The sequence below is a fragment of the Streptomyces hainanensis genome (assembly GCF_004348415.1).
GTDB classification, from domain to species: Bacteria; Actinomycetota; Actinomycetes; order Streptomycetales; family Streptomycetaceae; genus Streptomyces; species Streptomyces hainanensis.
In genome coordinates this window covers 1-12,797 of sequence record NZ_SMKI01000218.1, presented here as the reverse complement: position 1 = coordinate 12,797, position 12,797 = coordinate 1, and the positions used below count along the sequence as shown (strand labels likewise).

Here is a 12,797-nt window from a genome sequence, read left to right as displayed (position 1 = left end):
GTCCTCGGGGGCGGGGGTCTCGGGGTCCTCGGGCGTGCCGGGCTCCTCGGGGGTGCCCGGCTCCTCGGGCTCCTCCGGGTTACCGGGCTCCTCCGGGTTACCGGGCTCCTCCGGTTCCTCCGGAGTGCCGGGCTCCTCCGGCTCCTCGGCGACCGGGGTCACGGTGAGGGTGGCCGGGTCGAGCGCGGTGCCGGGCTGGTACATCGGGTTGCCGTGGTACTCGAACGCCTCGGCGCCGTCCTCGGTGAGGGTGGCGGGGATGTCCGCGAAGACCATGGCGCCGCCCTCGCCCTGTCCTGGCGCGACGCCCGACAGGTCGAGGCTGGCGAACTCGACGTCCTCGGTGGTGGTGCCGGCGACCGTCACGTCGGCGACGATGGCGCCGCCGGTGCCCTCGGTGACCACCCGCAGCTCGGCGAGGGTCAGGTCCAACTCGCCGGCGTGGCCCTGGAACCGGACGCTGCCCTCGAAGCCGGTGTCCACGGCGTGGGTCGTCAGGTCGTAGGTGCCGGTGCCCTCGGTGAAGCGGTAGCCGCCGGCGGAGTTGGTCTCGGCGCCGTCCGCGACGGTGATGGTGCCACCGGCGATGGGGCCGCTGATGTAGCGCCGGAACGACTCCTTGACGCCCCAGTCCAGGGTGCCGTCGGTGAGGCCGATGGTGGTGGACGGGGCGGAGCCGCCGTCGTCGGCGAGGGCCGGGGCGGCCAGGGAGGTCACGCTCAGCACGGTGGCGGTGGCCGCCGCGAGCAGCAGTGGTCTGGTGGGCCTCATGCGGGGTCTGTCTCCTCGGAGGGGGTGTCGGTCGTGGTGGGTGACGGTGGCTGTGGCCGTGCGCGGCGGTTGCGGCGGTTGCGGCGCAGGACGCCGAACGCGAGGGCCGCCAGGACGAGCAGGAGTCCGGCGCCGATCGCGAACGGGGCGAGGTTCGGGGCGCCGCCGTCCGTCTCGTCGGCCTGGAAGGACTCCTCGTCGGGGGACGGTGCGGTCTCCGGCTCGGCGGCGGCGGCGGGTTCGCTGCCCAGGTCGGGCAGGGCGGGCAGTTGGGCGTCGGCGTCCAGCGCGACGGCCAGCGTGATCGGGTCCATCTCGGTGCCCGGCTGGTAGAGGTCGCCGAAGGTGGCGGCGCCCTCCTCGGTGAGCTGGGCCGGCACCTCCTGGAGGAGGATCAGGCCGTCGCGGGGCGCCAGTTGGTCGGGCGCGGCGGCGAAGGTGACGAGCGGCAGGTCGGCCCGGGTCTCCTCGTCGCCGGCGGTGACGTCGGCGACGAGGGTGCCGGTGCCGTCGGCGACGGAGACGGTGACGCCACCGATGGTGAGGTCGAGGTCGGTGCCGGTGAAGGTGACGGCGCCCGTGAACTCGGCGTCCACGGTGCCGGCTTCGGGGTCGGCGGTGCCCTGTCCCGCCGGGAACCTGAAGAGCGCGCCGCCGTCCTGGGCGCCGTCGGCGAGCTCCCAGCCGCCGGCCGCGATCTCCCCGGTGACGTACTCCCGGAAGGTGCGGCGCACCCCCCAGTCCACGGCCGCGTCCACGAACTCCCCGGCGTTCTCGTCGGCGTTCCCGTCCTGTTCCGTGGGCTCCGGGCTCTCCTCCGACGCGTCAGGGCTCGGTTCGCTCGGGGCCGGCTCGGGGTCCTCGGTGTCGGCGGTCAGGCTGACCGGGTCCAGGGCGTCGCCCGCCTGGTAGTAGCCGGCGAAGGCGGTGGCGCCCTCGGCGGTCAGGGTGGCGGGGATGCCGGAGACGGCGATCTGGGTGCCGCCGCGCAGGTCGACCCCGGTCAGATCGAGGGCGGCCAGCGGCACCTGCGTCGACTCCGTGATCTCGCCGCTGCCGCGCGCCTTGCTGCGCATGTCGGCGTAGAGGGTGCCGGAGCTGCCGGAGACGCTGACCGTGGGGTTGCTGATCGTGAGGTCCAACTCGTAGGCGCCGTCCTCCTGTTGGTGCCCCACGAAGCGGACGCCGCCCGAGTAGCTCGCGGTGAGGGCGCCGCTGTCCTGGTCGTAGTCGCCGCGGGCCGAGTGGAAGCGGAACTCGCTCTGGCCGACGGTGGCGGCGCCGCCGCTCAGCGTCCAACTGCCCTGGGCGATGGGGCCGGTGACATAGCTCTGGAACGACGAGCGGATGCCCCAGTCGAGGCGGCCGCCTGCCACGGCGCGTTCGGCGGCCTGCGCGACGCCGGCGAACGGCGCGAGCAGGCCGGCGAGTACGAGCGCGGCGAGTGGCAACAGAGCGCGGAGCCCACGCCGTCGTGGGCGTGGAGTTCCGGGCAGCATCCTGGACAGCATCGAAGGGTCCCTCCCGACGAACCGGGTCGACGACTGAGGTTAGGCTAACCTAAGCCACGGTGAGCCACCGCGACAGGTGGCACGGCCCCGGGAATCGGAAAGGTGCGGAGAGATGAAGCGAGCTGGCCCGCTGGCGGCCCTTGGCGCACTGCTCCTGCTGCTGACCGCGTGCGGCGGCTCGTCCTCGCCCTCGCCCTCCGCCGCGGCGACCGGCTCGGACTCCGCCGCTCCGGCCGTCGACCGGGTCGAACCGCTGTCGGGGCCGGCGCCGACGCCCTCGCTTCCGGTCACGGTCGACTCGGTGGACGGTGAGCGGGTGACCGTCGAAGCGGCCGAGCGGATCGTGCCGTTGTCGGGGTCGATCTCCGAGATCGTCTTCACCCTCGGCCTCGGGGAGCGGGTGGCCGCCAGGGACGTCACGGCCACGTTCGAGCAGGCGGCCGACCTGCCGGTGGTCACCAGGGGCCACGACGTCTCGGCCGAGAGCGTGTTGTCGCTGCGGCCCGACGTGGTGCTCGCCGAGTCCACCAGCGGTCCTGCCGAGGCCATCGACCAGATCCGCTCGGCCGGGGTGCCGGTCGTCGTCCTCGACGCGGCCGCGAGCCTGGACGACGTGACCACCAGGATCGACGCGGTGGCCGCCGCGCTCGGTGTGCCGGACGCCGGCGAGCAGCTCAACTCCCGTACGGCGGACCGGATCGCGGCCGCGCAGTCGGAGATCCCGACGGACGGCGACCGCCCCCGGGTGGCCTTCCTCTACCTGCGCGGCTCCGCGTCCGTCTTCCTGATCGGCGGCGCCGAGTCCGGCGCGACCTCCCTGATCGAGGCGGCCGGCGGCGTCGACGCGGGCGCGGACGCGGGCCTGGAGGGGGACTTCACCCCCATCACCAGCGAGGCACTGGTCACGGCGGCGCCCGACGTGATCCTGGTGATGTCCAAGGGCCTGGAGTCGGTCGACGGCGTCGACGGCCTCCTCGAACTCCCCGGCGTCGCCCAGACCCCCGCCGGCATGGACCGCCGCGTCGCCAGCGTCGAGGACGGCATGCTCCTCAACTACGGCCCGCGCACGGACGAGGTACTGGCCTCCCTGGCCACCCAGATCCACGACGCCGGACCGACCGAATGACCACCGGCCGCGCCTTCGGCGCGCCCCGCGCCGAAGGCACGGAGGAACCGACCAGCCCGCCGGCCGGCCACCCTGCCCCGCCGAAGGCGGGGGCGGGGGCGGGGGCGGACGGAACCGCGCCCGGCGCGGCGCCGTCGCCCGGGGCCGCCGGAGGCGCGGCCGAAGGACGCCCCGCCGCGCCGGCCGCCGCCAACGGTCCCGCGCCCGGCGCGGGCCGCGCCGAAGGCGACCAGCCGCATCCCGACCGGGAACCGGCAAGCGCGTCCCGCGCCGGAGGCGTGGCCGAACAGGCCGGCAGCAACGGCGCTCCACCACGCGCCAACCGCTCCGCCTCGCCGGAGTCGTCGGCCGGCGACCGCCCCACCCCGCCGGAGGCGAGGGCCGGCGGCCCCGCGCCCGGCGCGGCCGCCGGAGGCGCTCGGCCACAAGCCGACCGCGCGCCAGCAGGCACGCCCCGCGCCGAAGGCACGGAGCCGTCGCCCGGCGCGGCCGCCCAAGGCGCGGCCAACGGCGAACGGCCGCAGGCCGACCGCCCCACCCCGCCGGAGGCGGGGGCACGCGGAACCGCGCCCGGCGCGGCCGCCGGAGGCGCTCGGCCACAGGCCGACCGCGCGCCGGCAGGCGCGGCCCCCGCCGGAGGCGGCCGGCCGGGCCGGGGCCCGGCTCCGGCCGGCGGAGCCGGCCCGTCGCTTTCCGGCCGCGCCGGAGGCGCGGCCGGGCCCGCGGCCGGGTGGCTGGGGGGTGGGTTGGTCGTCGCCCTCGTCGGGGTCGCGCTCGCGTCGGCGGCGATCGGGGCGTACGACATCCCGCTCGGGGACCTGCTCTCCTCCGTCCGGCACCGACTGCACCTCGGCGGGCAGCCGTTGGACCGGATCGGCGAGAGCGTGCTGTGGGACGTGCGGCTGCCCCGCGTCGTGCTCGCGATGCTCGTCGGCGCGTCGCTCGGCTGCGCCGGGGCGCTGATGCAGGGCGTGTTCGGGAATCCGCTGGCCGAGCCGGGGGTGATCGGCGTGTCCACCGGCGCCGCCGTCGGCGCGGTCGCCGCCATCGCGTTCGGCATCGAGGTCCTCGGCAACTGGACGGTCACCGTCTTCGCGTTCGTGACGGGTCTGTTCACCGTGCTGCTGGTCTACGCGCTGTCGCGGTCCGCCGGCCGCAGCGAGGTGGTGACGCTGATCCTCACCGGCATCGCCGTCAACGCCTTCGCCATGTCGCTCGTCGGCCTGTTCATCTTCTTCGCCGACAACGCCCAGATCTCGCAGATCACCTTCTGGCAGCTCGGCTCGCTCTCCCAGTCCACCTGGCCCAAGGTGCTCGCCGTGCTGCCCTGCGCCGCGCTCGGCCTGCTGGCGGCGCCCGTCCACGCCAGGCGCCTCGACCTGCTGGCGCTGGGCGAGCGGCCCGCCCGGCACCTCGGGGTGGACGTGGAGCGGCTGCGGGTCTCGCTGATCCTGGTCGTCGCACTGCTCACCGCGGCGGCCGTCGCCGTCGCGGGTGTGATCAGTTTCGTCGGCCTCGTCGTGCCGCACCTGGTGCGGATGGTGGCCGGTCCCGGGCACCGGTTCCTGGTGCCGGCCAGTGCCGCCGGCGGCGCGCTGGTGCTGCTCTCGGCCGACCTGGTGGCCCGCACCGTCGCCGAGCCGGCCGAGCTGCCGCTCGGCGTGATCACCGGGCTGATCGGCAGCCCGTTCTTCTTCTGGCTGCTCCGCAGGACCCGCAGCCGACAGGGGGGTTGGGCATGATCGGCCGGCTGCTGCGCGACCGGGCTCTGGAGCCGCCGGCCCGGCCGGTGCCCGGCGAGCCGCTGGCCGGGGCCGCCGGCCTCGGCGTCCGGCTCGGCGGCCGCGACGTGCTGACCGGCGTCGACCTCGATGTCCGCGCCGGCGAGGTGCTGGCCCTGGTGGGCCCCAACGGGGCGGGCAAGTCGACGCTGTTGGCCGCGCTCGCCGCCGACCTGCCGCCCACCAGCGGCGAGTTGACCGTCGCCGGCCGCCCGGCCGCCGCCTGGGGCGCGCGGGGCCTCGCGCTGCGCCGCGCCCTGCTGCCCCAGAACGCCCACCTGGCCTTCCCGTTCACCGTCGCCGAGGTGGTGCGGATGGGGCGCGCGCCCTGGGCCGGCACGCCCGCCGAGGACGAGGACGACGCGGCGGTCGCCGAGGCGATGGCGGCCACCGAGGTGACGGCCTTCGCCGAGCGTCCCTTCTCGGCGCTCTCCGGCGGCGAGCGCGCCCGGGTCGCGCTCGCCAGGGTGCTGGCGCAACGCGCCCCGCTGCTGCTGCTCGACGAGCCGACGGCCGCGCTCGACCTGCGCCACCAGGAGTTGGTGCTGCGCGTGTGCCGGGCGCGCGCCGGCGCCGGCGACGCCGTCGTGGTGGTGCTGCACGACCTCGGGCTCGCCGCGGCCCACGCCGACCGCGCCGCCGTGCTGCACGACGGCCGGGTCGCCGCCGACGGGCCACCGGACACGGTCTTCACAGAAGAGCTACTGAGCCGCGTGTACCAGCATCCCGTCGAGGTGCTGCCCCACCCCCGCACGGGAGTTCACCTCGTGGTGCCCCGGCGCGTGGCGCGATCCCACCCATGAACCCCACAACCAGGGAAAGTTATAGCCAACGCACGCCAAACGGTAGTTGCATGCCCTAGCCTTTTCTGCGGTCGGCGCGAACCCGGGGGGAGATGAGGGCGCGCCGTTCTTCTCCGTATCTTTTCCCCATCAACGCAGTACCGTTGCACTCCTGCCGCAGCTGCTTCACCGCTCAGTGTTGCCGCATCCGCACCTTGGGGGGTCCATGCGTCATCATCAGCCCAACGCCCCGCGCTCCGGTCTCGCCCGAAGACCAACGACGGCCGCCCTTCGGCCACTCGGCCGCCGCGAGTCCTCCCCCTGGTATCCGCCCGTCGTCGTCGCGACCGACGTGCTGGGCGTCTTCGTCCCGGTGCTCGCGGTCTACAGTCTCGCGCCGGAGCCCCGCCCGCTCGCCGCCGCCACCGTCGCCACCCTCTCCTGGGTCACGATCCGGGTGATCCACCACCGCTACCGCGTACGCTCCCTGGGGGAGACCCGCGGCCTGCTGCCCACCCTGCACGACTGGCTGCTGTTCCTCGGTCTGCTCGCCGGCCTGCGTGCCGTGACCGGCGAACGGTCCACCGTCGCCTCGGCGTTATTCGCCCTCGTCCCGTCCCTGCTGCTCACCGCGGTGACGGGCGCCCTGCTGCACCGGCACCTGCTGGCGGAACGTCACCGGGCGAGGGCGGTGCGCCGGGTGCTGGTGATCGGCGAGCCGGCACCGGTCGACGAGGTCACCGCCCAGCTGGCCGCCCGCACCGACCACGCCTATGTCGTCGTCGGCACCGTGCTGGTCGGGGAGGCCGGCGAACTCACCTCGGGAGTGAAGGAGTTGGGGCGGCTCGCGGCGGCCCTCGACCGCTCCCCCGCCGTCCCGGACCTGATACCCGAGGGCCCGGACGGCAGCACGGTGCTGGCCGCGGCCCGCCACCAGGACGCCGACCTGGTGCTGATCGCGCCCGGTTGCCTGCTCACCGGCGAGCGGCTGCGCCGGATCTGCTGGGCCGTCCAGGACGCGGGCCTCCAACTCGCCGTGGCCTCCGGGCTGTCCGAGGTGGCGCTGCGCCGGCTCACGGTCTCCAGCGCCGCCGGCCTGAACCTGCTGCACATCGACCCGCCGCTGCGCCGCGGCCCGCAGCCGGCGCTGAAGTCGGCGCTCGACCGGGTGGCGGCCGGCGCCGCGCTGGTGGCGCTCGCCCCGTTGCTGGCCGTCCTCGCCCTCGCCGTCAGCCTGGACTCGCACGGGCCCGCGCTCTACCGGCAGACCAGGATCGGCTACCGCGGCACCCCGTTCACGCTGTGGAAGTTCCGCACCATGGTGCCGGACGCCGAGTCCCGGCGGCCCGAGCTCGAAGGGCTCAACGAGCACCTGAACGGGCCGCTGTTCAAGATCCGCCGCGATCCCCGGATCACCCGCTTCGGCCGCTTCCTGCGCCGCACCTCGCTGGACGAACTCCCGCAGCTGGTCAACGTGTTGCGGGGCGAGATGTCGCTGGTCGGGCCGCGGCCGCCGCTGCCCGAGGAGGTGGCGAGCTACGGCGCGGTCGAGCTGCGCCGGCTCGGCGTGAAGCCGGGGATCACCGGCCCGTGGCAGATCAGCGGCCGCTCCGACCTGTCCTGGGACGAGGGCCTGGCGCTGGATCTCTTCTACACCGACAACTGGTCGGTGACCGGCGACCTGGACGTCCTGGCCCGCACCTTCCGCGCGGTCGTCGACGGCCGGGGCGCCTACTGATGACGCGCGGCATCCACGGGCGCCGTCGCGTAACGGCGCGGCCGTTCGGCGGCCGCGCCCTCGGCCAGCCACCACTCGTAGGTCTCCCGGACGCCGCGGGGCAGCGGCGTCGTGGGCGCGAAGCCGAGCGCGGCGAGCCGGGAGACGTCGAGCAGCTTGCGCGGCGTGCCGTCCGGCTTGCTCGGGTCCCAGCCGACGCGGCCGGTGAAGCCGACGGCCTCGGCGACGGTCGCGGCCAGCTCGGCGATCGTCAGGTCCTCGCCGACGCCGACGTTGACCGGCGAGTCCCCGTCGTAGTCGCGCAGCAGCGTGACGCAGGCCCGGCCGAGGTCGTCGCTGTGCAGGAACTCGCGGCGCGGGGTGCCGGTGCCCCACAGCACGACCTCGTCGCGCCCGTCCCGCGCGGCCTCGTGGAAACGGCGGATCAGGGCCGGCAGCACGTGCGAGTTCTCCGGGTCGAAGGTGTCGCCCGGGCCGTAGAGGTTGGTGGGCAGCGCCACGACGTACCGGCGGCCGAACTGCCGCCGGTAGGACCGCACCTGGGAGATGCCGGCGATCTTGGCGAGCGCGTACGGCTCGTTGGTCGGCTCCAACGGGCCGGTCAGCAGCGCGTCCTCGGTGATCGGCTGGGGCGCGTGCTTGGGGTAGATGCACGAGGAGCCGAGGAACAGCAGCCGGTCGACGTCGGCCGCGTGCGCGCCGCCCAGCACGCTGAGCTGGATCCGCAGGTTGTCCTCCAGGAACGGCACCGGGTAGCGGTCGTTGGCGAGGATGCCGCCCACCGTGGCGGCGGCCAGCACCACCGCGTCCGGCCGGGTGTCGCGGAGGAAACGCAGGGTCGCGTCGGCGTCCCGCAGGTCGAGCTCGGCGCGGCCCCTGGTGATCACCTCGTGGCCCTGGTCCGTGAGTTGGCGGGCGATCGCGCTCCCGGCCAGGCCGCGGTGTCCCGCGACGAAGATCCGGGCGTCGGGCGGCAGCAGTGTCGTCATGGCAGCGGATTGTGCCATGTCCCCACATACCTGAACGAACACCCATACGTACAGTGCGGAGAGAGAGGCTGGGGCCGCGATGAGTGGCGGTAACAGGACGGCGTTGATCACCGGGGTCACCGGGCAGGACGGCTCGTATCTCGCCGAGTTGCTGTTGGCCAAGGGCTACACCGTGCACGGCCTCGTGCGGCGGTCCTCCTCGTTCAACACCGAGCGGATCGACCACATCTACCAGAGCCCGCAGGAGCCGTCCCGCACGCTGGTGCTGCACCACGCGGACCTCACGGACGGCGTGGCGCTGGTGAACCTGCTGCGCGAGCTGAGGCCGGACGAGGTCTACAACCTGGGGGCGCAGTCCCACGTCCGGGTCTCCTTCGACGTGCCCATGTACACCGGCGACGTCACCGGGCTGGGCACGCTGCGGCTGCTGGAGGCGATCCGGGCCAGTGGCATCGACACCCGGATCTACCAGGCGTCGTCCTCCGAGATGTTCGGCGCGACGCCGCCGCCGCAGCACGAGGGCACCCCGTTCCATCCGCGCAGCCCTTACGGCTGCGCCAAGGTCTACGGCTACTGGTCGGCGGTCAACTACCGTGAGGCGTACGGGCTCTACGCGGCCAACGGGATCCTGTTCAACCACGAGTCGCCGCGCCGGGGCGAGACCTTCGTCACCCGCAAGATCACCCGGGCGGTGGCCAGGATCAGGGCCGGCCTCCAGGACCGGCTCTACATGGGCAACCTGGACGCGGTGCGCGACTGGGGCTACGCGCCCGAGTACGTCGAGGCGATGTGGCGCATGCTCCAACAGGACGAGCCGGGCGACTACGTGGTGGCCACCGGGGTGGCGGCCACCGTGCGGGACTTCCTGACGGCGGCGTTCGCGGCGGGCGGTCTCGACTGGACGGAGCATGTGCGGTTCGATCCGAAGTACGAGCGGCCGAGCGAGGTGGACGCCCTGATCGGTGACGCGTCCAAGGCGCGTGACGTGCTCGGTTGGGAGCCGAAGGTGCGCTGGCGCGAGCTGGCGGAGCTGATGGTGGCCGCCGACGTCGAGGCGCTGGACGCGGAGTTGAGCGGGCGGCGGGTTCGGATCGACCGCTGAGTCGACCCGTCCGTCGGTCCGGCTGCGCGGGGCTTTCACAACGTGTCCCGATCGCACCACTGTTCGCGCACAACCTGACGGCCCGTTGGTTGGTCCAAGTGGGGCCGGAAGGCAGATCGGTAAGGCGAGTTGGGTAGTGGGTGAGGCAATGAAAGCCAGAGGCTTCCTGCGAAGTGCCGCGGGCGCGGCGCTCGTGTTGGCGCTCGGTGGGGGGGTGTTGGCCGGCCCGGTGGCTCCGGACGCGGAGGCGGTGACACCGCCGCTCGGCATGACGGCGGACGAGCTGCCGACCTGGCAGACCAACGGAATCGTGTACGCGCTCGCGGAGGCCGACGGTGTGGTCTTCGTCGGCGGCACGTTCTCCACCGTCCGGCCGCCCGGCGCCGCCTCCGGCACGCAGGAGCAGCCGGTGGGCAACTTCGTGGCGCTGGACGCCGCCACCGGCGAACCGGTGGACTGCGACCTGTCGTTCTCGGTCGGCTCCGGCACCGCGACCGTCCGGACGCTGGCCGTCTCGCCCGACGGGCGCACGCTCTACGCCGGCGGCACCTTCGGCTCGGTCAACGGCGTCGGCGCCAGCAGCGTGGCCGCGTTCGACATCCCGAGCTGCGGTCGCAAGCCGTTCCCCGCCGCCGCCAACGGCATCGTGCGGGGTATCGCCGCCACCGACGACCGGGTCTACCTGGCCGGCGACTTCACGCAGCTGAGCGGCACCGCGCGCAGCCGGTTCGCCGCCGTCACCACCGAGGGCGCCGTGGTGCCCGGCTGGGTGGCCAACGCCGACGAGATCGGCAAGACCGTCGCCGTCACCCCGGACGGCGCCAACGTGCTGCTCGGCGGCGACTTCTTCACGATCAACGGCGCGAGCTCGCACGCGTTGGCCGTGGTCAGCGCCAGCACCGGCGCCAACGTCCGCACCTACGGGCGGGGCTTCATCCCGGACACCTCGACCGTGCAGGACATCGCCGTCGACGCCACCGGCTTCTACACCGCCAACGAGGGCACCGGCGGCGGGGTGTTCGACGGCCGGATCGCGCTCGACCTGGCCACCTTCAACGAGCGCTGGCGCGACACCTGCCTGGGCGCCACCCAGGACGTGGAGGTGCACGGCTCCGTCGTCTACAGCGCCCACCACGCCCACGACTGCTCCAGCATGGGCGAGTTCCCCGACCAGGAGCGCTACCACCTGTTCGCCCAGGACACCACCACCGGCGAGAAGCTGGGCTGGTTCCCCAACACCAACGACGGTCTGGGCGAGGCGATCGGCCCGCGCACCCTGCTCTCCGTCACCGACCACCCGGACGACGAGCGGGACTTCCTCTGGGTCGGCGGCGGCTTCACCACCGTCAACGGCTCGCCGCAGTGGGGCCTGACCCGCTTCGCCACCTCGCCGGACAGCGGCGCGCCCTCGGTGCCGGAGACGCACGCCACCAGCACCACGCCGGGGCGTATCGACCTGACCTGGCGGCCCAGCCTCGACCTCGACGACAGCCTGCTCACCTACCGGGTCTACCGGGACGGCGGCAGCCAGCCGATCCACACCGTCCAGGCGTCCACCCTGCCCTGGAGCCGGCCGCAGCTCGCCTTCGCCGACACCGGTATGTCGGCCGGTGAGAGCCACAGTTACCGGATCACCGCCACCGACGGCGCCGGCAACACCAGCGCGCTCTCGGCGCCCGTCACGGCCACCGCGGCCGGCGGCACCCAGCCGTACGTGAACACGGTGCTGGCCGACAGCCCGCTGCTGTACTGGCGGTCCGACGAGACCGCCAACAACTTCGCCTCGGACCTCTCGGGCAACGGCAACAACGGCGTGCACCGCGGCGGCCCGCAGCGCGGCGTCACCCCGGGCGCGGTCCCGGGCCCGGACGCGGCCTCCGTCGGGCACGACGGCGTGGACTCGTACACCTACAGCGACCGAAGCTTCTCCGGGATGACCCGCTTCACCGTGGAGACCTGGTTCAGGACCACCACCACCCAGGGCGGCAAGCTGCTGGGCTTCGGCAACCGCACGCTCCAGCCCAGCACGGTCCGCGACAACAACCTCTACATGCTCAACGACGGCCGGCTCTCGTTCGGCATCATCAACGGCGCCAACCGGGTCATCACCGGCTCCGGCCGCTACAACGACGGCCGTTGGCACCACGTCGTCGGCTCGGTGGGCGCGAACGGCATGCGGCTGTACGTCGACGGCCAGCTGGCGGCGGTCAACAGCCTGTACACCTCGGCACGGAACGTCACCGGCTACTGGCGGGCCGGCGGCGACAGCCTGGTCAACTGGGCCAACCGGCCGGCGAGCGACCACTTCGCCGGGCAGCTCGACGAGACCGCCGTCTACCCGACGCAGCTCTCCGCCGCCCGGGTCACCGCGCACTACCAGGCCGCCTCGCTGCCGACCGACTCGGTGACCCAACTGGCCCCGGTGGCCGACACCTACGTCAACGGCGCGGCGCTGAACACCAACTACGGCACCCACCAGAACCTGGCGGTGCGCGGCAGCAGCGCGTACGAGGCCTACCTGGACTTCGACCTGCCGGCCGCCCCGGCCGGACAGGTGCTCAAGAGCGCGGCCCTGCGGGTGCGGGTGACCGACGACCCGGTGGCCGGCTCCGTCGACGACTTCCAGGTGGTGCCCGTCGAGGGCGCCTGGGGCGAGACCACCACGACGTACGCCAACCGGCCGGCGCTCTCCGGCACGGTGCTCGGCACCCTCGGCTCCCCCGACGCGCCGGGCGGCGTCTACTCGGTGCCGCTCGACCTGGCCTCGGTACGGGCCGCGCTCGGCGGCGACTTCGACGTGGCGCTGCGGGGGAACGGCACGGACAGCCTGTGGCTGTGGGCCAGGGAGGCCAGCCAGAGCAGCTACCGCCCGCAGCTGGTGCTCACCTTCGGGGCGCCCTGATGCGGGGGCGCCTGCGGCTGGGGCTCACCGGATTCCTGTCGGCCGCCGCCCTCGCCGCGCTGTCCGCCTGCGGCGGCGACGGCGGGGGCGGGGGC

The 12,797-nt window shown here is 74.1% G+C and carries 8 protein-coding genes and 1 pseudogene; 6 read left to right on the top strand and 3 right to left on the bottom strand.

What is annotated here, in order from left to right; translation table 11 throughout:
• Window positions 1-771, bottom strand: a 771-nt coding sequence (locus E1283_RS20230) for an HtaA domain-containing protein (RefSeq protein ID WP_207930467.1), incomplete at its 3' end; no start/stop codon positions are given.
• Window positions 768-2,222, bottom strand: coding sequence for an HtaA domain-containing protein (locus E1283_RS20225; protein WP_243744970.1), 1,455 nt, complete (start codon window positions 2,220-2,222; stop codon window positions 768-770). The genes E1283_RS20230 and E1283_RS20225, both read right to left, overlap by 4 nt.
• Before the next feature lie 172 nt (window positions 2,223-2,394).
• On the opposite strand from E1283_RS20225, the gene E1283_RS20220 reads away from it, so the two are divergent.
• From E1283_RS20220 to E1283_RS20205, 4 genes and pseudogenes are all read left to right on the top strand, one after another.
• Window positions 2,395-3,408, top strand: coding sequence for a heme/hemin ABC transporter substrate-binding protein (locus tag E1283_RS20220; RefSeq protein WP_132819513.1), 1,014 nt, complete (start codon window positions 2,395-2,397; stop codon window positions 3,406-3,408).
• A gap of 743 nt (window positions 3,409-4,151) precedes the next feature.
• Window positions 4,152-5,150: pseudogene (locus E1283_RS20215) on the top strand (FecCD family ABC transporter permease); the annotation flags it as partial.
• On the top strand, window positions 5,147-5,992 hold the full coding sequence (locus tag E1283_RS20210) for a heme ABC transporter ATP-binding protein (protein ID WP_132819512.1): 846 nt from the start codon (window positions 5,147-5,149) through the stop codon (window positions 5,990-5,992). The pseudogene E1283_RS20215 and the gene E1283_RS20210, both read left to right, overlap by 4 nt.
• A gap of 205 nt (window positions 5,993-6,197) precedes the next feature.
• Window positions 6,198-7,709, top strand: a complete 1,512-nt coding sequence (locus tag E1283_RS20205) for an exopolysaccharide biosynthesis polyprenyl glycosylphosphotransferase (RefSeq protein ID WP_132819511.1) — start codon at window positions 6,198-6,200, stop codon at window positions 7,707-7,709.
• On the opposite strand, the gene E1283_RS20200 is transcribed toward E1283_RS20205, so the two are convergent.
• On the bottom strand, window positions 7,703-8,698 hold the full coding sequence (locus E1283_RS20200) for a GDP-L-fucose synthase family protein (protein WP_132819510.1): 996 nt from the start codon (window positions 8,696-8,698) through the stop codon (window positions 7,703-7,705). The genes E1283_RS20205 and E1283_RS20200 overlap by 7 nt on opposite strands.
• 79 nt (window positions 8,699-8,777) lie before the next feature.
• Between E1283_RS20200 and gmd the strand changes: the two genes are divergently transcribed.
• Entirely contained in the window at window positions 8,778-9,800 is a 1,023-nt protein-coding gene (gmd, locus tag E1283_RS20195; protein WP_132819509.1) for a GDP-mannose 4,6-dehydratase, read from the top strand.
• 148 nt (window positions 9,801-9,948) lie between these two features.
• Window positions 9,949-12,702 (top strand): CBM96 family carbohydrate-binding protein, encoded by a 2,754-nt coding sequence (locus E1283_RS20190; protein ID WP_132819508.1) that lies wholly within the window; start codon window positions 9,949-9,951, stop codon window positions 12,700-12,702.
• Window positions 12,703-12,797: the final 95 nt, after the last annotated feature.